Origin of the sequence: Vibrio coralliilyticus, assembly GCF_024449095.1 — a bacterium.
Taxonomy (GTDB): Bacteria; Pseudomonadota; Gammaproteobacteria; order Enterobacterales; family Vibrionaceae; genus Vibrio; species Vibrio coralliilyticus_A.
On sequence record NZ_CP024628.1, the window covers coordinates 1,422,708 to 1,443,697 of the forward strand.

At 44.8% G+C, this 20,990-nt stretch carries 23 protein-coding genes; 15 read left to right on the top strand and 8 right to left on the bottom strand.

The features are described from left to right. Positions 1-64 precede the first annotated feature (64 nt). The 3 genes from CTT30_RS21805 to CTT30_RS21815 are packed head-to-tail and all read left to right on the top strand — an operon-like array spanning position 65 to position 2,647. Positions 65-529 carry a TRAP transporter small permease gene (locus CTT30_RS21805; protein WP_252036987.1) on the top strand — a complete coding sequence of 155 codons (465 nt, stop codon included), beginning with the start codon at positions 65-67 and terminating at the stop codon, positions 527-529. Positions 530-538: 9 nt separating this feature from the next. Continuing rightward, positions 539-1,822, top strand: a complete 1,284-nt coding sequence (locus CTT30_RS21810) for a TRAP transporter large permease (RefSeq protein WP_252036988.1) — start codon at positions 539-541, stop codon at positions 1,820-1,822. 33 nt (positions 1,823-1,855) lie between these two features. Further along, positions 1,856-2,647 (top strand): HAD-IIB family hydrolase, encoded by a 792-nt coding sequence (locus CTT30_RS21815; RefSeq protein ID WP_252036989.1) that lies wholly within the window; start codon positions 1,856-1,858, stop codon positions 2,645-2,647. A gap of 102 nt (positions 2,648-2,749) precedes the next feature. Here CTT30_RS21815 and CTT30_RS21820 read toward each other — a convergent pair whose 3' ends face one another. The 7 genes from CTT30_RS21820 to CTT30_RS21850 all read right to left on the bottom strand — a co-directional run bounded on the left by CTT30_RS21820 (position 2,750) and on the right by CTT30_RS21850 (position 9,108). Next, a complete protein-coding gene (locus CTT30_RS21820; protein WP_252036990.1) occupies positions 2,750-3,202 on the bottom strand; it encodes a hypothetical protein in 453 nt (150 codons plus the stop codon). Between the two features lie 237 nt (positions 3,203-3,439). After that, the gene (locus CTT30_RS21825) at positions 3,440-3,685 is read right to left on the bottom strand and encodes an HP1242/YdcH family protein (protein WP_252036991.1); all 246 of its coding nucleotides are present in this window, start codon (positions 3,683-3,685) and stop codon (positions 3,440-3,442) included. Between the two features lie 172 nt (positions 3,686-3,857). After that, a complete protein-coding gene (locus tag CTT30_RS21830) occupies positions 3,858-4,757 on the bottom strand; it encodes an AEC family transporter (protein WP_252036992.1) in 900 nt (299 codons plus the stop codon). Between the two features lie 10 nt (positions 4,758-4,767). Next, complete coding sequence (locus CTT30_RS21835; RefSeq protein WP_239835620.1) at positions 4,768-5,556, bottom strand: acetolactate decarboxylase; 789 nt, start codon at positions 5,554-5,556, stop codon at positions 4,768-4,770. Beyond that, the gene (locus CTT30_RS21840; protein WP_252036993.1) at positions 5,553-6,755 is read right to left on the bottom strand and encodes a multidrug effflux MFS transporter; all 1,203 of its coding nucleotides are present in this window, start codon (positions 6,753-6,755) and stop codon (positions 5,553-5,555) included. Before CTT30_RS21840 ends, CTT30_RS21835 begins: the two co-directional genes overlap by 4 nt. A gap of 5 nt (positions 6,756-6,760) precedes the next feature. Continuing rightward, the gene (locus tag CTT30_RS21845) at positions 6,761-8,494 is read right to left on the bottom strand and encodes a thiamine pyrophosphate-binding protein (protein ID WP_255906689.1); all 1,734 of its coding nucleotides are present in this window, start codon (positions 8,492-8,494) and stop codon (positions 6,761-6,763) included. Next, positions 8,494-9,108 carry a LuxR C-terminal-related transcriptional regulator gene (locus tag CTT30_RS21850; protein WP_239835623.1) on the bottom strand — a complete coding sequence of 205 codons (615 nt, stop codon included), beginning with the start codon at positions 9,106-9,108 and terminating at the stop codon, positions 8,494-8,496. The genes CTT30_RS21845 and CTT30_RS21850 overlap by 1 nt, the downstream gene beginning before the upstream one ends. 433 nt (positions 9,109-9,541) lie before the next feature. Here CTT30_RS21850 and CTT30_RS21855 point away from each other — a divergent pair, with 433 nt between their 5' ends. From CTT30_RS21855 to CTT30_RS21885, 7 genes are all read left to right on the top strand, one after another. After that, complete coding sequence (locus CTT30_RS21855) at positions 9,542-10,432, top strand: N-acetylmuramidase family protein (RefSeq protein ID WP_252036995.1); 891 nt, start codon at positions 9,542-9,544, stop codon at positions 10,430-10,432. A 57-nt stretch (positions 10,433-10,489) separates the two neighbouring features. Continuing rightward, positions 10,490-11,275: a class I SAM-dependent methyltransferase gene (locus tag CTT30_RS21860; RefSeq protein WP_252036996.1), complete on the top strand. Its 786-nt coding sequence runs from the start codon at positions 10,490-10,492 to the stop codon at positions 11,273-11,275. Continuing rightward, positions 11,272-12,831: a transporter substrate-binding domain-containing protein gene (locus CTT30_RS21865; RefSeq protein WP_252036997.1), complete on the top strand. Its 1,560-nt coding sequence runs from the start codon at positions 11,272-11,274 to the stop codon at positions 12,829-12,831. The genes CTT30_RS21860 and CTT30_RS21865 overlap by 4 nt, the downstream gene beginning before the upstream one ends. After that, entirely contained in the window at positions 12,828-13,451 is a 624-nt protein-coding gene (locus tag CTT30_RS21870) for an ABC transporter permease family protein (RefSeq protein ID WP_239864746.1), read from the top strand. Before CTT30_RS21865 ends, CTT30_RS21870 begins: the two co-directional genes overlap by 4 nt. After that, positions 13,448-15,526: a PDC sensor domain-containing protein gene (locus tag CTT30_RS21875; RefSeq protein WP_252036998.1), complete on the top strand. Its 2,079-nt coding sequence runs from the start codon at positions 13,448-13,450 to the stop codon at positions 15,524-15,526. Before CTT30_RS21870 ends, CTT30_RS21875 begins: the two co-directional genes overlap by 4 nt. Before the next feature lie 104 nt (positions 15,527-15,630). After that, the gene (locus CTT30_RS21880; RefSeq protein WP_239864748.1) at positions 15,631-16,407 is read left to right on the top strand and encodes a lamin tail domain-containing protein; all 777 of its coding nucleotides are present in this window, start codon (positions 15,631-15,633) and stop codon (positions 16,405-16,407) included. Between the two features lie 17 nt (positions 16,408-16,424). Then, complete coding sequence (locus tag CTT30_RS21885; protein WP_239835630.1) at positions 16,425-17,387, top strand: hypothetical protein; 963 nt, start codon at positions 16,425-16,427, stop codon at positions 17,385-17,387. On the opposite strand, the gene CTT30_RS21890 is transcribed toward CTT30_RS21885, so the two are convergent. Beyond that, complete coding sequence (locus CTT30_RS21890; protein ID WP_239835631.1) at positions 17,299-17,610, bottom strand: hypothetical protein; 312 nt, start codon at positions 17,608-17,610, stop codon at positions 17,299-17,301. The genes CTT30_RS21885 and CTT30_RS21890 overlap by 89 nt on opposite strands. A 150-nt stretch (positions 17,611-17,760) precedes the next feature. On the opposite strand from CTT30_RS21890, the gene CTT30_RS21895 reads away from it, so the two are divergent. The 5 genes from CTT30_RS21895 (at position 17,761) to CTT30_RS21915 (ending at position 20,981) form a co-directional block, all read left to right on the top strand. Beyond that, on the top strand, positions 17,761-18,183 hold the full coding sequence (locus tag CTT30_RS21895) for a hypothetical protein (RefSeq protein ID WP_252036999.1): 423 nt from the start codon (positions 17,761-17,763) through the stop codon (positions 18,181-18,183). A 17-nt stretch (positions 18,184-18,200) separates the two neighbouring features. After that, positions 18,201-18,500 carry a hypothetical protein gene (locus CTT30_RS21900; protein ID WP_239835633.1) on the top strand — a complete coding sequence of 100 codons (300 nt, stop codon included), beginning with the start codon at positions 18,201-18,203 and terminating at the stop codon, positions 18,498-18,500. A 48-nt stretch (positions 18,501-18,548) separates the two neighbouring features. Then, complete coding sequence (locus tag CTT30_RS21905; protein ID WP_252037000.1) at positions 18,549-19,325, top strand: prolipoprotein diacylglyceryl transferase; 777 nt, start codon at positions 18,549-18,551, stop codon at positions 19,323-19,325. A gap of 84 nt (positions 19,326-19,409) precedes the next feature. Continuing rightward, positions 19,410-20,117, top strand: a complete 708-nt coding sequence (locus tag CTT30_RS21910) for a hypothetical protein (protein ID WP_239835635.1) — start codon at positions 19,410-19,412, stop codon at positions 20,115-20,117. A gap of 21 nt (positions 20,118-20,138) precedes the next feature. Further along, positions 20,139-20,981 (top strand): hypothetical protein, encoded by an 843-nt coding sequence (locus CTT30_RS21915; RefSeq protein WP_252037001.1) that lies wholly within the window; start codon positions 20,139-20,141, stop codon positions 20,979-20,981. The last annotated feature ends 9 nt before the right edge of the window (positions 20,982-20,990 follow it).

Here is a 20,990-nt window from a genome sequence, read left to right on the forward strand (position 1 = left end):
TTTTTCAGGCCGCATTGTTCGTAAATTATCTATGGTTAGTAGGTAATTTACCGGAGAAGATTTTTTGTTTTTACTAAGAAATATTGAAGAGATCCTCGCTTCGATTGCTATTTCAATCACGGTCTTGGTTGTGATTGTGAACGTTGTTTTACGTTACGGGTTTGGCTTTGTCGTCCCTTGGAGCGAAGAGCTGTCTGTGATCTGCTTTATCTGGGCGGTCTACTTAGGTATTAGCTCTTGTTACAAGCATAAGCTGCATATGGGCGTCGACGTCATAGTCGCTATGCTGCCAAGCAAAGCGAAACCTGCATTTAGGCTCGGTGTGTCCGTGTTCTTACTGGCCCTCAATATCTTGATGGCGATTCTGAGCTATCAATACCTGATGCTTTCTAACAAAGTCACGCCTGTAATGGGCCTGTCGTACTTCGCCATTAATGGCGTACTGTTACTTTGTTTTGTTCTTATGGCTATTCACACAGTGAAGTTCATTGTGGATGACGTCGCGTTACTTAAGCGTTCACATAAATAGGTTCTGTCGATGGAAAGCTATCTGCCAATCATCATTCTATTTGTCCTTTTTCTGCTCAATATTCCCATTGCTTTTTCACTGATCGCATCATCGATGGTCTACTTCTTATTCATCAATGATTCGATTCCCGTGAGCTTGGTTATGCAGCGTTTCATCAGCTCCGCTGAATCTTTTCCGCTATTAGCGATACCGTTTTTCATTATGGTCGGCTCGGTCATGAATTACGCTGGGATCAGCCGAAGCTTGCTGGCCTTTGCTGACTCTATGATTGGCCACAAAACAGGTGGCCTGGCGCAGGTTAACGTAGCATTAAGCACATTGATGGGCGGCATCTCAGGCTCTGCTAACGCTGATGCTGCGATGCAGTCGAAAATACTGGCGCCAGAAATGACCAAACGCGGTTATGACCTACCCTTTACCGCAGCGGTAACCGCAGCTTCTTCAAGCATCAGCCCAGTGATTCCGCCGGGTATCAACCTGATCATTTTTGCGTTGCTCGCCAATGTTTCTGTTCACCAGATGTTTATTGCGGGTTATGTACCTGCGCTTCTGATGGCGGCTTCCCTGATGCTGACCATCGCGTTTATAGCCCGCAAACGTAAGTACAAACCGTCTCGTTCAGAGCCTGCAACAGCGAAAGAGCGTTTCCATTACTTCCTGAAAGCCGTGCCTGCATTGCTGATTCCTTTCGGTATCATTTTGGGGATGCGCTTTGGTTTGTTTACACCGACAGAGGCAGGTGCGATTGCGGTTCTACTCTGCATCATCATTGGCGCATTTGTGTATCGCGAACTTGGCTTTAAACATATTCCCATGATCATGCGTGAAACGGTTCAAGGCACCAGTAGCGTCATGTTCATCATCATTGGTGCCATGGTGTTTGGTTACTACATGACGCTGGAGCAAATCCCACACAATGTGGCCTCAGCGCTGATTGAACTGACAGACAACAAACTGGTGTTGCTGCTACTCATTAACGCTCTGCTGTTGGCCGTAGGGATGTTTATTGAAGGTGGCGCGGCGATGATCATTCTCACGCCATTGCTACTGCCAGCCGTACTGAACTTGGGCGTCAACCCAGTTCACTTCGGCATCATTGTCATTGTAAATATCATGATTGGGGGTGTGACACCGCCATTTGGTTCAATGATGTTCACCGTATGTTCCATCCTAAAGGTACGTATGGTTGATTTTGTACGAGAAGTGGCACCACTACTGTTGGCGCTACTGACGGTGTTGATGCTGCTGACTTTCTCAGAAAGCTTAGTGATGTTTTTGCCGAATTTACTTTAACACGATGTATTGAAAGAATTTTGAGGTGTAGAAATGAATTCGGTAACGAATGATTTAAACCAAAACTGGAAACAGGTCGACTGGGTACTGACGGATGTCGATGACACCCTGACTTGGGAAGGCCGTTTGCCGCCAGAGACCTTAATCGCACTACAAAAATTAAGAGACTCAGGCAAGAAAGTGGTCGCTGTAACGGGGGCGTGTGCGGGTTGGTGTGACCATATTGCCCAGCTTTGGCCTGTGGATGCCGTATTAGGTGAAAACGGCGCGTTTATTATGGAAAAGAAAAATGGATATCTTACCTTACGCTCTGGTGTTCCTCTTGAAGCTATCCGCGACGACCAAACAAAGCTAAAAGCGCAGGTTGAAGACATCCTACGTGACTACACAGATTTGTCACTGACACTGGATCAATCCTATCGCTTGTGTGAAGTGGCGATTGATATCGGCCAGAACCGACCTCGTGTAGACGAAGCCGTGATCGAAGAAATTGTCGCTAAGATTCATGCTTTGGGTGCCCACGCCACCGCCAGCTCGATTCACATTAATGCATGGTATGGCGAGCACTCGAAAAAGGCGACAGCCACGGCATTCCTTACCGAGAAAGGCCTGTCTAGCCAAGAGATCACAACGCGTGCCTGTTATGTCGGTGACTCAATGAACGACCAGCACATGTTTGAAATTATGCCAAACAGTGTTGGGGTCGCGAATATTAAGCACTATTGGGATCGCTTGGCGTTTCACCCTTCGGTCCTAATGACGGAGCCAGGCGGCTACGGTTTTGCGCAGTTTACTGAAAAGTTGCTAGCACTCAATACTCAGTAAGCAGTTAAGTATTTAGCCCTAAAGTACAACCTGTTAATGCCCAGGATATTCAGCTTTTACCATGGAAGGTACTAATCCAACGTAGGCCAATCGACCTAGCCTTTATCTATCTTTCAAAAACTGCCTAACAACCCAACTAAAGAAGACAACGGGTGGGACAACTTGAATGAATAATAAGATAGGCTTAGGAAAGAAATAGATCAACGCAATCAAAATTGATAGAAAAAGAATAATAAGACGCACAACATAACGTGCGTAGTAAGACAAGTCATGCACACCTGCAGCAGTTTGAGGCTCATCAATGAGCCTCAACACAGACTGAATTTTGACCGTTTCGGTGCCACCTTGGGAAGAGTGATGTTCTACATCTGTGTATGTTGCATTGTTTGAGCTTTCGACATAAGTTACCCCACTCAAATCGTATATCTGTGAAAATGGGTATTTAAGGTCAACAGTGATCCAACTGTCGCATTCGGTTTTAATAATACAGAAATTCTTGATTTGATTTCCTTCTTCTATCTCCTTGTAAACGAGGTCTACAAGCTTTGTAGGCATCTTTGATGCCATGAGAAACTGGAAACACGCGTGGCAAATTCCGCCTCTAGAGGCTAATGCATTGGGGGCGACAAACTTATAGCACTTATTGCAAGTAAATATGCCCATAACTGAAGGCCTAATTCGGAATTACCTCGTCTTACGATAATTCTAGAACAGTACCTTATATATGTTGAATGATGAGACTAGGGGAAGGGCGCTCCACTAGTCCGGTGCTTTCTGACATTATTATTAATATTATCGATGCGCACTAATCAATCGCTTATGGAGCTGATCTTTCATCACTGCCTGATCATGCTTCATTTTGTGCATTTCTTCATCACTAACAGGAGAGTCCATCATCTCCAATTTGCGGATTTCCTTATCTAGTGAATCGTAGGACTTCATTGCAGCGAGAAAATTTTCATCCATTTTAGCTAATGCTCGAATGGTTTCTTTGTACTGTGGAAACTCATTGAGTAGAGAGTGATCTTCACCTAGCATAACGGCTCCTTTGCTTATCTTAGTCGATTTGGTTAGGTTGTTTTTTATACAAACATAGCACCCTTAATTACCCATCGTTGCGATCTCAATCGACAACTTCACTCGGGACTCTATTTTTGACCAAATCTTAACTTTCTCTAACTCTCTTCTCTGTTGTTCACAATGGCATAAATCAAAATGCCCCAAAATAATATACTATAAGGGGGATCGTAATCAGTGATAACAGGGATGATATGACAAGCGCAAGGGATAGTGCGTAGTTTACCTCTTGGCGACATTTACCGCTAAAGCCTAACGTATTGAGTCCAATTGGTAAGCCTGCCAGCAAACATATTTGTTTGGTCATCGTTAGCGAAAATGGGCTTAGGACAACAAAGAAGAAAGCTGGCATTAATACGACCTTTGTTAACGAGATAATAAATGCCGCCTTAATGCCCTGTACATTCAATCGATTAGCTGTTAATCGAGCGCTTAATACCCAAATTGTGCCAAACTGTAATACGTATACCGTCGATGACTTAAGGTATGCGACTTCTACTCCTTGCCATACCTGTAATTTCGATAACACAAAACCAACTAATATTGCCCACGACAAAAGTGGAACATTGGGTAGAGCTCGTTTTACCTTTTTTGCTCCTCGAACAGCCGCAAGCAAAGATGCACACATAAACAGAACGAAGGAGTGAAAAGGAATAATCATATAGATCAGTGAAATGACCGATTCATTACCTAACCACAAAAACAGCGGAACACCAACCAACACTAAATTTGAAAAACTTGTATTGAGCGCAATACTCACCGATTCATTGTGCCCACCGACTCCCAAAAAACGACAGCAACACAGATAAACCCCCACCATGAATACAACAGCAAGTAGATAGTAAACTCCTGAGTAACTCAGCAATGCTTTAAAACTTATCTCTCCCAAGGAAACTAAAAACAACATTGCCAACGGAAGGATGCGATTAATGAATGATGACTCGATAGCTTGACGGTAGGCCAATAGCCACGAAGTATTACTCACACATCCTAGCAGAATGAACACCAGTAACCCGAAGAGTTCCGGACTCATAAGCCACACCTCATCCCTTCCCTCCAGATTCCACATGGTGAATGACCTTATGGTCTACTTTTTCAACCTTGTGGGCCAAAAACTCAGCGTTGTCTGGTAAAACAATACTGAACTTTGAAGCGGCCTGTAATGATAATGATGCCTGATCGATACTAAAATCATACACATGCCCAGCATACTTTCGATCAGTAGATATAAAGTGAATATGGTAACCCGGTACAGTCATTGGATAAGCGAATGTTGGAGATTTAAATACAACCATCGTCCCAGTAATATTTTGATATTCATTCACTTGTTCGTTATCAGCAATAAATTGCTTGAGATCAAGGTCATTATGACCTGCTGGTTTAGTAATGCTTCTTGCCCGCACAAGATTAAAACGCCCTTCTATTCGCATAACATAAAATACATTGTCTGAAACTAATCGAGGTTTTAACAAGCGCGTAAAGTGCGCTTTACTATCGACATTCTCAAGGCTAAAAACGGTGTGAGGATAAAAGTTTGACACAATCGAAAACGGTGTTTTCGTGTCTAAAGAAGGTTGCTCAGTATGGCCCTGCCCATCTCGAGTGATAAATACCTCCCCATCCAGAAATACCATTTCTCCTCTAATCCCATTAGCCGTACCAAGTCCAAGGTTACCGTGCTTAACGATCTCTCGATAAGTCGTCGAACCAGTGTAAGCGCCTGTCATGGTCGCACCTGTCACACCAGCTTGGAAGATTTCCCCATGATGATCGAAAGAAAATGCAGGAAGTGCCGTACAATAAGCAAATAATATCGTCAGTATTTGTTTCATACTTCTGCTACCTTCGCGGTCAATTTGTGGATAGTTAGGTAACCCAAAAATGCAACCAATGAAAGAGATAAAATTTCCGCTGCCATTGCTGCAGGAGTGATATCAAAAAAGTACCCCCACATTGATGCGCACAAAGAAGAAAAACCGATCTGTAAGCAACCGACGACAGCAGAAGCACTGCCTGACTTTTCCGCGTTCAAGCTAACAGCCGATGAGATCCCTAGGGTTAAAACGATGCCATTTGAAGTCGCAAGCAATGCCATCGGTATTATAAGCTGCGCTGCCGCAGTGACGTGAGTAAACTGGCAGGTTACAAACAACACTAAAGCCCCGAAGCAAAAAATAACCAACCCTAAAAAGAAGGTACTCTCAATTCCTACCCTGCCAGACATGAACTTACTGATTCGAGAACCAACATAAATCATTAAGGCCAATGGTATATAGAAATATCCGATTTGTTTCTCGGTGTACCCCATATCATGATAAATAAATGAGGCCTGAGTGAGAAAAGTAAACCAAGTACCATATAACATCAAAACACATAGTGTGTATTTCCAAAACTGTCCATTCCTGACTATGGATAGATAGTCTCCAATAATGTCGCTAATCTTATATTCCTTTGAATCAACATTAACATTCGACTCCTTAAAGCTAATGCTAGTGATCGTCAATAAAACCCCTCCGAAAAGAAATATAAAAAGAAAAGAATAACGCCAGCCTAAGTATTCTATAATATACCCACCAATTAATGGAGCAATAGCAGGCGAAGCCGCGACAAGTGGATAAATGAAGTTATAGACATGTGCAGATTCTTCTCTACTGTATAAATCAGAAATAATGGCTCTTCCTACAACCAAACCGGAACATGCTCCACATGCTTGAATAAATCTAACAATAATAAGTTGTTCAATAGAGTTAGCATAAATGGCAAATATAGAAGCTACTGTGTATATAAAAAATCCGAACAAAATAACAGGTTTTCTACCTAGCCGATCAGAGAGAGGGCCATAGACTAATTGAAATAGGGACAAACCTAACAAATAAACACCAATAGTCAGTTGGACATCATTTACACTTGCATTTAAGTCCTTTGCTATTGTATTTAACCCTGGAATATAAATATCCGATGCGATCAATCCCATCATGCTCATCATTGTTAGTATTAATAACAATGTGAATTTATTATTTAATTTTTTCATAGATTTTAAAGAAAGTTATTATTATTCTTTGCGTAATAAGTATTAGGTACACGCACATCATCTCTGCAGATGACATCAATGAGACAAGGGCGATGGCTGTCAAGTGCTTGCTGATAAACGGAAGGCAGTAAGTCAGGATCACTCACCCGATATGCGGTGAGTCCCAAAGATTCTGCGTATTTTTTCCAATCATGCTGAGGTAGTTTTGTCAGCTCTGGCATGAAGCTTTGATGTTTCTGCGTTTCAACATGGATACCACCGTGAGCACTGTTGTTGAGAACAACAAAAACCACAGGGATATCGTACCGGGCAGCCGTTTGGATCTCATTACCGTGCATAAGCATGCAGCCATCACCTGTAATGACAATACTGGTGTATTCAGGTTGAGCTAACTTGGCGGCAACCCCTGCACATATAGCCCAACCCATTGGCGCTGTACTCGCAGAAGTTAAATATTGGTTAGGCTCGTAGCTTTGCCAGTAATGAGCACAAAACACTCTGTGGCTGCCAGAGTCTACAGATACGATACTACTTCTAGGCGCATGAAGACGAAGCTGACAAATAGCCTCTTTCGGATGGATACCATACTCTGAGCGAAACTCATCACACTGAACATGCAGTGGAACAGTAAACAACGTATTTAGCCAAGAGATGTGCGCACACGAGGAATACACTTTTTCAGACTGAACTCTCACCCAAAGCTGATCCAAAAATTCATCGGGGGAGGCATGTATTTTGCGGCTATCTAACGGCAAGTAATACTGCCCTAGTTTCGCTGAGCAACAAAACCATTGTGCGCTTTTCGCCAACTGGTCACTCCAGCATAGTGAGGAACGCTGATCAAAATTAACACCAAACGTAACCACATGATCGAATGCATCGCTCAGCAGTGCTTCCATCGCTCGCTGATGACCCGCAAATCCGAACACCCCTAAGTACATTTTATGATCCTCAGGAAATGTACCCTTTGCATCTAGCGTTACCGCCACTGGAATATCTAATTTCTCAGCAAGCTGAATAACCACTTGCGCACAGCGAGAATTTCTTGCTTCAGGTCCCAATAAAATTAAATTCCTAGCATCCGGTTGGGCGAGTTTATCTGCGACCATCTTAACCAGTTGTGGATTTGCGGAAATGGGATACTGATAAGTTTCAAGAGGTCTAGCCTTTGGATCCAACTTTGCTTTTTGTACATCCAAAGGGAGTTGAATAAAAGCAGGGAGTTTGTTAGGTAAGGCCATTCGTTCAAATGCTTTTGCTAAATAATCAGGAATTCGCTCAGCATGGTTGACTCTGGAGGCCAATCCCGTAACAGGCTGGTAGACCGCTACATCGTTTGTACCTAATGCTGACCCATCCTGAAATGCCCCTTTGGCTTCGTGATGGGTCGCAACATCTCCGCTCAGGGCTAAGATAGGGACACCATCAGCCCACGCTGATGCCACTGCAGGTAATAAATTCATCGCTCCTGGGCTTGATATGGATAACGCAACGCCCACTCCTTGCGTCACTCGAGCATAAGCATCCGCCATATATCCTGCACTGGCTTCATGAGTAACGACGACCGGGTGTATTCCCCTCATATTTGTCATATCCTCCATAAAAGGTTGAACCATTTTTCCTGGAAGCATGAAAATATGCTGGATTCCTTTTTCCTTGAGTGATTCAAGAATATATTTTGATCCCGTTATAACACGTGAAGATATATTTAATTCTTCATTCTTCTTTAAAATACCCATTACTCATTATTAGGCTTATGGAAGCCTCCCTCCTTTAAAATAGTCTCCGGTATCTTATCTTTCAGTCCGAGCTGGAAACCTTTTATAATTAAGTCATGGCTTGAGTCACAATTAAGCTTATTTTTTATTGACACTATATGTGAATCGAATGTTCTTGGTGATATAGACAAGTATTTAGATGCTTCTTGCCTTTTGTATCCATTTAAGAAAAGGAAAGCGACTTCCTTTTCTTTCTTGCTTAAATCTTCAATATTATTTCCATGACTAATCGTGAAACAATTTGTTGAGAACTTAATCATTTCCATCTCATACCGATATTCGAAAATCATTGCATGAGCAATGATTCCTGCAATTTCACCTTTCGAGTCTTCAATTATTTTTTTACGAATATGTAGGTTATGCTTTTTACCCTTACTATCTATGATAGGTTCAAATAAATCGTACTGACTACCTGAAAGTATATCTCTCTCATGAGCTTGATAGATTTCAGAGTATTCCTTCCAAGGCATATCAAAATCAGTCAAGCCTAATATATCCTCTACAGAAGAAAATCCTGACATTTTTAGAAACTGAGAATTGCAAGCAACAAATCGATGTTCTTTGTCTTTAACCAATAAGAATCCTTCATCAAAACCTATTAACGGGTTTGACTGGTAATAATCAAAAATATTAATCGCTGCTCTCCAATAAAATCGACTCTTTATGTGACGATGCAGTCCACCTCAACCCAGCATATAGATTGTAAAATTTTGCCTCACAACAGTTTGTTACTGTTGCGACTCTTACCCAGCGCTTGATGTACTTTATCTTTTAGAGTTGTTAACTTTCAGGTGGATAAATTTACACTTAGTTACATTTTAATAAAATAGAGATGTTCACCATTTTTCATATGAATTGACATCTTTATCGATCTTATGCCGGCAACTCTAGTCAATTTCCCCCATTCATCGGTAGCACCGAAAATTCCCTGACTCTGCCCAATTAGTCACACCTCGATTCCAGTAGCGTTTGTAGGGATCAATCAAACCAGAATACATGGAGTCAAACATGAAAGAACTCACCCTATCCTCGTCGGTTGGAATTGGCGCGGACAACACACCTGATGACGTACTCAACGTACAAAAAGCTTTGAACCAGTTGAGTGATAAAATTGGCTTAACAACCCCACTGCAAGAAGATGGTGTTATTCATTCAGAGACTGACCAATCACCAACGTGCCTAGCGATCGCCGCGATGCAAAAAACCATTCTTGGCTTTCATCACCCTGATAGCCGAATCGATGCGAATGGCAAAAGCCACCGCACACTCAATAAAGTTCTGGGGACAGGACAAAGAACTCTTAGTTCCTTATTCTTGCCAGCGATTGACCCCGTCAAAGGGCTGACTGACGAAGACTATCATGATGCAGCCGAATCTCTGGGTTGTGAAGTCGCCGCGATTAAAGCGGTCTCAGAGGTTGAATCTTCCGGTAGTGGTTTCTTCGAGTCTGGCTTACCTTGCATTTTGTTTGAAGCCCATCAGTTCTCTAAATACAGTGATCGTCGCTTTGATGAATCTCATCCGAACCTCTCATCTCGAAAGTGGGATCGTTCACTCTATGTGGGTGGTGAAAAAGAGTATGACCGCCTGAAGCAAGCCATCGACTTGGATAGAACTGCCGCTCTGAAATCAGCCTCTTTCGGCCGTTATCAAATCATGGGCTTTAACCATCAGGCTGCAGGTTATGACGATGTCGAAACGTTCGTTCACGACATGTTCGTTGCTGAGCGTCATCATCTGATGGCCTTCGTCAACTTTATTAAGTCAAATTCTAAGCTACACGAAGCAATACAAGCTCTCGACTGGCCAACTTTTGCTCGTTACTACAATGGTCCTGGCTATGCAGAGAACCGCTATGACGAGAAATTGGAGTCCGCTTACCAGACTCATTCAGCGTAACAGCTTGCGCAGGGTTACCTGCGCAAATTTCACTTAGGCGCAGAAAGGAGTCTATTCATGAACAATTCCCAATCAACAACCATCGCACAATCCTACGATGATTATTATCGCATCGGCTTGTACACCTCTCGCTATCCAAAAGCCAACATCCGAGTCTTGAATACCCTTTTTCATCACGCTCAGTTTCTCGACCAAGATGCAATAGCACTGGACTATGGATGTGGTAACGGGCGATATAGCTACCCACTGCTCAAACAAACAAACTTACATCTGTATGGCTTTGATATCAGTGAGATAGCGGTTCAACAAGCCAAGCAAGCAACGCAGCACTACTCCGAGCGCGTGGAGTGGTTTAACGACCAAACACAACTGATCCAACACATCGATAGTCACAAGGTAAACTTCCAGTTAGGTTTGCTTCTTTTTGGTGTCATGAGCCATATTCGAGAGCAAGCGGAACGCATCAAACTCTTAAAGTGGTTTTATACAAACATGCAACCCGATGGCTCACTGATCTTATCCGTACCTAATCGACGACGGCGTTTTTTCAAACGGCAATGGCAACAAAGAAATCAGCAACAACTGCCGGGAGATATTCAATACGAGCGTTACCAATCGGGCCGAAAAATCCCTCTTTTTTATCATCTTTACACTGTAAACGAGATTAAATCAGAGCTCCTTGAAGCCGGGTTTGAAATCGAGACAATCACCGCAGAAAGTATTTTTCCAGAGCGTTTTGTGATTCAGAGTTCTGTAATGGCCTTTTTAGATAATTTGCTGTGTAACCTTCTGCCAGCATCACTGGGTTATGGCTTATTAGTAGTGGCAAGGAGGCGCGCATGATTCGTTTGTTTACCCTCTTCTTGTGCTGCTACATGCTGCTCCCTGGACATGTTCAAGCGCAAGACTTACTGAGCAAAATTAAACAATCTGGTCGGATTGTTATTGGTGTCAAAGCCGATTACCCACCTTGGGGAATGCTGGACAGTAATAGTCAACCGGCAGGCTTTGAACCCGACTTGGCAAAAATGATTGGCCAAGCGCTCAACGCCAAGGTCGAATTCAAAACAGTCACTAGTGCTAACCGATTCCAAAAACTTAATGAAGGGCAAGTCGATATGCTGATTGCTACCGTTGGCGATTCGATGCAACGTCGACAGCGTGTCCGTATGATCACACCTCACTATTTCCGCAGTGGTGTCACTGCACTGGCCCACAAATCCAACCTTGTTGCACAGTGGACAGACTTAATCGGAAAGCCCGTCTGCCTGACGGCTGGGGCATACTTTAATAAGTCTTTGGTACAAAATTATCGGATCAAACCAATCATTTTAATGAGCAACCGAGATGCCAAGCTGGCTCTGCTGACGAATAAATGTCAGGCATGGGCTTATGACAGCGGCATCCTATTCCACTTGTCGAATCAAAAAGAGTGGAGTGACTATAGTGTTGATGTAGAAACCATCATGCCCATTCACTGGTCAATGGTCACTCGCAAGGATACCGCATCACAGTCTTTCGCAGACTGGTTGTCTCGCTTTATTGCCAGCCGCATCAGAGATGGTCGACTAAAGAGCCTCGCTCAACAATGGCAGTTGCCTGAACAGGACTATCTCGCTCAGCAACACAAAAACTGGAGCTCAGTAGATGAAAATGGTGATGCCTTGTGTCAAGCCAATAGCCAGGAAATAAGCCGGCAGAAACTCTGCTTTGATACTGTCATATCGCTTGGTCAGCAGGGTGATAAAAAACTGTGGCCTTTTGACCGATTCGATACCGAACGGCTTATCCAGTCAATGCTCCATACCGCTCTCTTCACTTTGGTGTCGATCTTTACAGCAGTAGCACTGGCATTATGCTTTACCCAAATGACCCTGAGTTCAAAAATCTGGGTATCCAAACCCATCGCCTTTCTGACTCACCTACAAAGCTCAATCCCTCCGATTTTGATGCTTTACCTGATCTATTTTGGCGCTTTATCTTTCTGGAATGAGCACGGCCAGCATTGGTTATTAAGTGGAGCCAGTGTCGCGTGGTTGGTACTGGCACTGTACACAGCATCAGGAATCAACAACCTAGTCACGGCAGAAGTGGCATCGCCACTTTCCTTAACTCAGCGATACCTTCATCATAGTGCAGGAGTCAAAGCCAATTTAGTCAATCTCGCCAAAGCAGCCGGCATGGCCAGTGTTATTGCTTCCCCCAATGCCGTGCTTGTCGTTAACACCTTAGTCTCGAGTTCTGGCTACCCCGTCCTACTCATGACTCTTCTGGCTCTGTTTTATTATCTCGAAGTCCTGCTGTTTGCTTACCTTGTCGGCAAGCTATTCACACGCTATTCCGATTATCTGAAACGACAAACTTCGGCCGATATCAACAACAAAGGAGCGTTGCAATGATTCTATCAGACATGGCTTTATGGCTGTCGCTCACTTACGCGTTTAGTCTCAATATCCTAATTGCCATATCAGCAATGACCATCGGCTTCCCACTAGGGGCTCTCTTAAGCCGTGGAGCGAATCACAGCCAAGCGCCCGTAAAATGGTTGGCAAAAGGCGTTCAATCTTTGCTCTGCAACGTGCCCAGTTTTGTCATGCTGTTCTACTTGGCGTTAATCGTCCCCTCACGCTGGGAAATGATGGGGTTCGAGATGTATGTCCCAGCTTTAGGTAAAGCTATCATCGCTTTGGCTATCCCTGTCATGGGCTACAGCTGTGACCTAGCCACACAAAAGCGTACCAGCGGTAGGTCCTTCTCGTTATCGGCCGTCAATCAATTTTTCCTAGTCATCTTGATGGCCTCCACAACTGCCTCGGCTATAGGGGTGGACGAGATTCTGGCTACATCAAACTCCTACATTGCTTCATCAGGAAAAGCCGACGCGATACTGCCTATTTACACCATGGTGGCGTGTTTCTTTATTGTCAGTGGCGCCTTGTGCCAAAGCTTTTTGAAGACTTTCATCGCACTCGCTGAAAAGCGTCAACATCGGCATGTTGAATCGGGAGACCAATCATGATCAAACCTTCCGAATTGCAGTACTACCATTTACGCTGGATTGCCGCGCTCATTTGGTCAGCCGCGGCCTTCATCACCATCAGTATTTACCAGTGGCACGCAGATATCGATACTGAAATCCGTCATCATCTGGTGCAGCAGAGCCAAACCGCTACTCAGGCCATTAACAAACGCTTGTCTGAGTTATCACACAAGACAGAACTGCTCGCATCTGCCATCAATCAGAAGCAACATAATGATCAAGAGCTGCGTGATTTGATCACTCAATCCGTGATGACCACCAAAGGCGCACATCGTGGAGGGATCGCCTTTCACAAAGATCGCTATCCGCTGTCAACCAACCCTTTGTATTCACCCTACTTTCAAAAAAATGGTGAGAATCGTCCAAACCAGTTTATTTCAGAGCGTTACGACTACACCTTGCCAGACCGAATGAACAACGGCCCACGCACATTCTGGTTTCACCAACCGATGGAAAAAGGCAGTATGTGGATGGAGCCGTATTTCGGTACTAACGCCAATACCTGGCTGGCTGAATATATTGTACCGTTTGAGTCCAGCTACGATGGGCAGATCAATAACGGCTATGATGGCATTGTCTTTCTCAATTTTTCCCTCAACAGCCTGACGAAACAAGTTCTTAACCTTGACCTTGGAAGCCAAGGCTTTGGCATGTTGATTTCACATACTGGGCAGATATTGGCCTACCCTAATAAGTCTGTGCTAGGCAAAGATATTTATCGCTTAGATCGCAACGAATATCCGCTTCTTGCATCGATCTCAGAGCAACTTTCTAAAGGCAACTTGTCTACCTTTTCTCATCCTGTGACGGGTCGAGAAGAATGGATGGTGCTGAGCAACATCGCAGGCCTAGATGCTCAACTTGGGCTCATCATTGATGCTGATGAGCTACGAAAATCTACCGCCTCTCACGCTTGGTATCATGATTTGGTTTGGTTTCTGCTCATCGCAGGCTTGATTATTTTTATCGCTTCTTTGCGTTTTCCCAACGCCTCGAGATACCGATTAAGACGCCTATTCACTGTTCTATCCTTGTGCCTTCTTTCTTATCTTTTACTGCTTTGGTATCAAGCCCTTGCACCAAAACCGTTGAGTAAAGGAGAAGCATTATTAGTCAACGAAGAAAGCGCCTATCTGGCTTCGCAGGCTCATTACCCTCTAGGGGGGAAAACGTCCTCAGAGCACATTCACCCTATCAACTTAACCGTAGAGTCCTTAGATCTTGTTGAAGCCGATCAAGTCAGCATTGTGGGGAAAATCATCACCACAGAGCAAACCACCGATGAGCCCCCCCTGCATATCAATAATTCACTGGATACCTCTTGGTCTTTGATTCGAGAAAGTGAAGAGTTTCAGCTCTGGCAGTTTGTCGCCCTCATCAAACAGCCTTTTGATTACGAGTCTTTTCCGTTTGACCGTGAAGTCATTGAATTGACTATGATTCCGAGGCCAGAATCTGGCTACCTGATGTTGGTTCCAGAATTCGACAGCTATCCGTCAATGCGACCCGAAGACCTACCCGGAATTAGGATGGCCGAGCACGATTTTGGTAGCTGGAAGCTGCTGCAAAGTTACTTCAGTTACCAGACTGACCAGCTTTACAACGGCCATCGCACCATCAACCTTAAGTACAATATGGTGATCCAACGCAGCATCACTGGTCCACTGATTAGCCATATCATGCCGCTGTTGGTCGTGAGCTTTCTCACTTACTGTATGTTGCTTCTATGGACAAAAGATGAAAAACAGCAAGCACTATGGGGTTTCAACACTGCCACCGTTCTCCAATACTGCGCGTCATTGTTTTTCATCTTAGTCATTGCGCATGTTGCCCTACGTGAAGAATTGAACGCCCAAGGGGTTATCTTCATCGAATATTTCTATTTTCTCGCTTATCTGCAAATCATTTTCACCTCGATTGGCGCTCTGGCGTACACCACTGAGATGAAAATTCATGCACTAGAGTACCAACAAGGGCTGCGAGTCAAACAATGGTATTGGCCATTACTGCTGATGCTGTCATTGATAATTACTTTATTGTTTATCGAAAAGTAGCCGAGCATCGATTCACGGCAATTCTAGTTGAAAATCCCCGAGTATTTTTCGGGGATTTCGCTACATTAGACACGTTCAATGCCCTAAAAAACAAGGAGTGACTCGTGTCAGTGAATACCCAATACATTCAACAAGAAGTACTTAAAATTCTCGATCAACTGTCGATGCCAGAAAAGCTATCTCAAGACAATATGGATGAGTGCTGGCAAAAGCTCAATCAACTGCAAGTGCTCAATCAAGTTGAAATTTCTGCACTGGATTTTAAAGGAAGCAGCTCCCCATTAGATGAGTCGATCACGATACGAAATCGTGGCAATCTGACCGTTGACATCAGTGGCTGGCACATTCAGGCCGGGTCGCCTGATCAGCAGTATATCTTCCCTGAGCATACCTACTTATCGCCGTCTGAAAGCATCAAAATTGACACTTCTGGCAAATCTGAGCACAGCTTCGGCTCTAATCAACCAGTGTGGAATAACCGAGGCGATCTTGGCACTCTGGTTAACCAAAATGGACAAACGGTATCCAGCTTCATTTATGGTGATAAGGCCCACCCCCATACCATCATCAGTCATATTAACTATGACGGTGAAGAGTTTCGCAGTGAAGGGGATGAGTATGTTGAAATTCACAATACCTCTGAGCATATCGTTGACCTCAGCAACTGGCGCTTAGAAGCACTACGCAATGAGCGTTGTTTTGTGTTTCCTGAAAACACTCAGCTTGCGCCACTAACATCGCTGCGCATCTTTACCAACAAAGCTTCGCTTGAGCGTAACGAGTTCAGCTTTAATAGCCCTACTGCCCTGTGGAACAACAATGGCGGTAGCTGCGCGCTGATCGATTATCAGGACAGAGAAGTGTCCAGCTATAACTATTAATCAAAAGGGGATAGCCGTTGACGAGTGACTCACCAGTAAGATCACGGACTCATGAATCGGTTCCTGAGTCTGATCTACAGCAGTTGATCCGCGAAGGTATTCAACTGCTGCAATACGTTGCTCGTCACGGTGATCTCACCATTGATCCAGGGATTGCTGAAGGTATCTACCGCGCCAAATATAGGATCGATACTCGGCATTGGAGTGTTGAGGATGAAACCTTGCTGTTGCAATGTTATGACCGTTTAGCCAAGCAGGTCTATCCAGTGACGGTTGAGAGTATTAAAGCTGTCGTCCCTGACGCCAAAGATGGCAAGCTGGAATTACCAGGTGCGTCGAGAGTCATCACTTGGTATCGGCGCTACACGGTTTTCACGCTAATTTTCCTGTTGCTTGTTCAGATGTACTATTTGTTTGGTTACGCTCTAACACAAAACCTCCTGACCTCAGTAGGTGCTTCAGACACACTCGGTTCACCTATGCCACCCGATATGGAAGCCAACTACCAACTGCTTAGGAACTGGAACCACATCTGGCTAGGTGGACGCAATATTCCTTTGGATGCCGAGAGAACCGTCAATGAAGATTCACCAGTCGAGTACTCCGCAAATCTGATCGCCGCCCAATCCGTATTGCAAATGCTGCAAAACTACATTTTACCACTGATGTATGGCCTACTTGGGGCATTCATTTTCGTTCTACGTAGCTTGCTGCAACAAGTCCGAACCCTCACCTATACCGCGAGTCGTGAGGTAGGCTATCGACTAAGGCTCACGCTTGGCTGCCTAGCCGGAATGATCACTGGCTGGTTACTCAAGCCCGAGATGGGTGATATGACACTTTCCCCTATGGCGCTGGCCTTTATCGCCGGTTACAGCATCGAAGTGCTATTTACTTTGCTTGATCGCCTGATTGATGGGATTCGTCGTCAGCCTGAGTCGCCTCCTGAATCTTCTTCAGCGGGTCGAGCGCCTGATTAGCCATTGCCGGAGCTTGTTCAACAAAGGTTTTCACCAATTTGGCCACCATCTCCAAAGATTCTTTCTGTAACGATTCCAGCCTATCCACACCTTGCAGCACACTGATAACTTTCTGATAGACCTTGACCTTTTGCTTTACTTGCTCGGGTGTCATCTTCAGCTTTTGCAATTTGGGTTTGTACGCTTTCTTGACAATTTTGAGTGCATTAATCAAATCTGACATAACCTTCCTCGCTTTCATGCCCTACTTTTAACTTATCACTCAACAAGCAATAAACACGGTCAAATAACCCAATTATTCAGCCAATTAGCCTGAGCGAACTCCTCCCTTTCACGTCATCATGGCGTGAAACCCGAAAAATAAGGATAGACAATGAAGAACCATTACCTCGGCTGGCTCGCCGCCTGTTTACTATTACTGACTGGTTGCACGCTACGCTTGGTCGCCCCCTACGATCTTCAAACCGTTCAGCAAGCACAAAGTATCGAGCGCGATATTGAATTCCTTTACCTCAGTCTGCAGGCACTACCGGAAAATGAGCGCCTCTATTCTAGATTCGCCGACCAATACCTCAAGATAGACGTCAACATTCGTGGGCTAGAACGCCGACAAGCAAGACGAGAGCAAAATCAAGAAACTTTAAAACAAGCGCAAACCTTAGTTCAGTTCTGGCAACAAGACATGAAAACACACCAACAAAAACACACCCTGTCAGACTTTCTCATCAAGCGTCGATTGGACCAATACCAGCGGCTTATTGATGCGTTAATCCGTGGTGAGCTCGCCAAACAATAATTTTTAAGGAACAGAAAATGACGGAAAACATAGACAGCATCATTGAACAGATCACCAGCCAAATTGAAGATTCACCGATTAAAAACCTGCTGGCCAGTGCACTGACAGTCACACTTGATAAACAGAAGTCCACGCTGGAAGAGCTGATTGCCGCAAGAAACAATGGCGACTTAACCGATGAAGAGTTTGAGTTAGAAATCACGCGTGAAAAACAAATTGCCGAGGCTGAAATGCTTACTTGGCAGATCAGTGCCAAGTCGGAAGTACAAAAGATCGTCAATAAAACATTTAGCGCACTGGTGAACACGCTAGTGTAACGGTTTCTGGCGGGAGAACTCTCGCCACTTTACTCATAAGGGGGAAGAATGGGCAAATACCGACGCCGTCGAGTCATATGGGTTCCTCGTGGCTACCGACTCAAATCCCGCTATCGCACACTAAGTCAGGCTTCGCAAGCAGAAGCACAACCGCAGGAAGCGTCCGTTTCTCCTACCGCAGAAGCGGCAAGCCCTCCATCAACTTCGCAGACAAGCCAGGAGGCTCTTTCAACAAGTGAGTCACTCGTACAAGAGGCGGACAAAGCCACGAGTAATGCCAACACTAAGCTCGCCGAATTTGATACCCACTTTAACCCGTATCAAAGTTATGTCCAAGATCTTGCCCGCTGCCTAACGAGTATGCCAAAAAGCGTGTTTAGCACTCACCCTCAAGAGGAAGCCGTGTGCACTGAAAAGGCCGACTCTGCCGAAGAGCAGGTGACCCCTGCAAAAAAGCCATGCGAGAGCGCCCCCCCAGAATCTGGTGAAGAACCGATTAAGCTCAGACCAAAAATGGAATCCGAAGTCACCGCAGCATCGGCCAGTCACACTTCATCCATTGGCATTAACTGGTCTCAATCATCAAGCTATCAGGACGGTGCGACTTACACTTACCAATTTCATTTTAAGGCCAGCCCATCTTCAAAGAGTGAGCGTAAAGTCGCCGTAGACACTCAAAAGGAGAGTTCTTCTCAAGTAGATGAAAATAAAGATAAAGTGATATGTAATCCTGCCAATTCAAAGGGCAAAGAACAACCTCGTCAACCTCACCTTCGTAGGCTGACAGGCGTACGTTCCTGCATGCGAGCAACGGATCATCAATAACCCCAGAAGAGTGAACTATTGCACCAAGTATGCACGCCCTGAAAACCCTATTCTGCGGAGGTAACTACTCAACAGGAGAAACCAATGAGACAACTACTATTTCGCCTTTGCGAAGCTTCTGACGGACGCACTTTTGCTTTCTTAACAGATCAGCCAGATGTTGAAGATTTTTTTGATAGCGGCTACAAGGTGGCCTATAAGTACCGAGATGGACACAAAGGTAAACAACTATTGGCCCGCTGGCGAAGTTCATATTCTGTTAAATCACAACCTTACACTCAGGTCCCAGAACAAGACGAACTTCCAGAAGGGGTACAAAGTGCATTTGATACCATGATCTCCAGCTTGATCCCTGGTGTCGATGTTTTCTTCTGTGATTACAATTTAGCCATCGAAGCGGATCTGCCTATCTGTAACCAAGTGATGGATGCTTATCGTTCTACCGACTTCGTTCTCTTCTCATGTGAAGAACTAATTGGCAACGATCCAAATACTCAGCCATATATGGTCTCTTATGCAGCGCCACGCTACCCTGAATCAGGGAACACTGGCAGCCAACACCGAATCTACAGTAAAACCGATGGCTTTGCCTTTGCTCAAGCTGTGAATGCTATCGTTAACCAACGAGATCGTGATGCGCTGAATGGTGGCCATATCCGCTCAGAAGTCGATACCTACATTAGTGAACCCTCTGTGAAAGAGTCCGTTGCGGAGCAAGTGATTAATCGTTTTGTTGAAACACTGCCTCAGTTTAACAGCAACGTTAAAGCCCTTAGTGCCCCCACTGAATAATCCCAACTGGGAGGACTCTTAATGCGAGCAGACCAAATGTATTATGCGGCCTTCAGCGCCGCATTAATGGCCGGAGCAGAACCCGGCCTCGCCCAACGGCTGGCATACCAACTGGCTTATCTGGCGCTTTCTTCTCCGATCCATGAAGCACAGCCAGCACCTGAGGCATCACCGGAACTACAGGAATGGTCAGAACATTCTCGAGCAGGGGGACCGATGTCGATGCGCCCTATTAACCCGTTAAGTCACGTTGACTGGCTCAATGGCGGGGCACTCAATGAGCGAGGTTCAAAACTTGGGCAGCACGGAATCACTGGCCGATATCACTACTCTCATGAAGCGAGAGAAGTCAATCGCCCCCCCTCACCTGAGCAGAAATACGCTGGTAAGATTAACCGCGCTATCCTACTGGCCATGACAAATGCCGATAGCCTTGCCACCAGCAAGTTTGTGGCCGCGTTGTATCAATACCTCAAGTCAATCAACGCAAAAAAGGCAGACGTTCAGCACAACTACTGGTTGCTGATGCACACGATTCGCTGTTTTTTGTTTGGCACTACATTTCAATGGCAACCTGAATATGCCAAAAGCACAGACGTAAGACAGCAGAGCAAGCCCATGTATCCAGTGATAAAAGCGCTATGGTCATGCTTTGAAGTGGGGATTGAAGAACCAGAACTTTCAGATATTTTGTCTGAGCAACTGAGTTATTTTTCACCATCTCAGCAAGTCCAATGTCTGTCGCTGGGCACCGCCTTTCGCCCTGATCTGTTGAATGATTACAACCTAGCCAATCATGCAAGCCAAAGCCGACTGTTCTTACATGAACTGGATGATGCCCAGCAATGGCTGGACAACGCGTGACCCCAACCT

Excerpts from the sequence above, each read along its gene's own strand:
- CTT30_RS21810 (WP_252036988.1), top strand. The coding sequence starts at position 539 with ATGGAAAGCTATCTGCCAATCATCATTCTATTTGTCCTTTTTCTGCTC.
- CTT30_RS21815 (WP_252036989.1), top strand. The coding sequence starts at position 1,856 with ATGAATTCGGTAACGAATGATTTAAACCAAAACTGGAAACAGGTCGAC.
- CTT30_RS21820 (WP_252036990.1), bottom strand. The coding sequence starts at position 3,202 with ATGCCTACAAAGCTTGTAGACCTCGTTTACAAGGAGATAGAAGAAGGA.
- CTT30_RS21825 (WP_252036991.1), bottom strand. The coding sequence starts at position 3,685 with ATGCTAGGTGAAGATCACTCTCTACTCAATGAGTTTCCACAGTACAAA.
- CTT30_RS21830 (WP_252036992.1), bottom strand. The coding sequence starts at position 4,757 with ATGAGTCCGGAACTCTTCGGGTTACTGGTGTTCATTCTGCTAGGATGT.
- CTT30_RS21835 (WP_239835620.1), bottom strand. The coding sequence starts at position 5,556 with ATGAAACAAATACTGACGATATTATTTGCTTATTGTACGGCACTTCCT.
- CTT30_RS21840 (WP_252036993.1), bottom strand. The coding sequence starts at position 6,755 with ATGAAAAAATTAAATAATAAATTCACATTGTTATTAATACTAACAATG.
- CTT30_RS21845 (WP_255906689.1), bottom strand. The coding sequence starts at position 8,494 with ATGGGTATTTTAAAGAAGAATGAAGAATTAAATATATCTTCACGTGTT.
- CTT30_RS21855 (WP_252036995.1), top strand. The coding sequence starts at position 9,542 with ATGAAAGAACTCACCCTATCCTCGTCGGTTGGAATTGGCGCGGACAAC.
- CTT30_RS21860 (WP_252036996.1), top strand. The coding sequence starts at position 10,490 with ATGAACAATTCCCAATCAACAACCATCGCACAATCCTACGATGATTAT.
- CTT30_RS21865 (WP_252036997.1), top strand. The coding sequence starts at position 11,272 with ATGATTCGTTTGTTTACCCTCTTCTTGTGCTGCTACATGCTGCTCCCT.
- CTT30_RS21870 (WP_239864746.1), top strand. The coding sequence starts at position 12,828 with ATGATTCTATCAGACATGGCTTTATGGCTGTCGCTCACTTACGCGTTT.
- CTT30_RS21875 (WP_252036998.1), top strand. The coding sequence starts at position 13,448 with ATGATCAAACCTTCCGAATTGCAGTACTACCATTTACGCTGGATTGCC.
- CTT30_RS21890 (WP_239835631.1), bottom strand. The coding sequence starts at position 17,610 with ATGTCAGATTTGATTAATGCACTCAAAATTGTCAAGAAAGCGTACAAA.
- CTT30_RS21895 (WP_252036999.1), top strand. The coding sequence starts at position 17,761 with ATGAAGAACCATTACCTCGGCTGGCTCGCCGCCTGTTTACTATTACTG.
- CTT30_RS21900 (WP_239835633.1), top strand. The coding sequence starts at position 18,201 with ATGACGGAAAACATAGACAGCATCATTGAACAGATCACCAGCCAAATT.
- CTT30_RS21905 (WP_252037000.1), top strand. The coding sequence starts at position 18,549 with ATGGGCAAATACCGACGCCGTCGAGTCATATGGGTTCCTCGTGGCTAC.
- CTT30_RS21910 (WP_239835635.1), top strand. The coding sequence starts at position 19,410 with ATGAGACAACTACTATTTCGCCTTTGCGAAGCTTCTGACGGACGCACT.
- CTT30_RS21915 (WP_252037001.1), top strand. The coding sequence starts at position 20,139 with ATGCGAGCAGACCAAATGTATTATGCGGCCTTCAGCGCCGCATTAATG.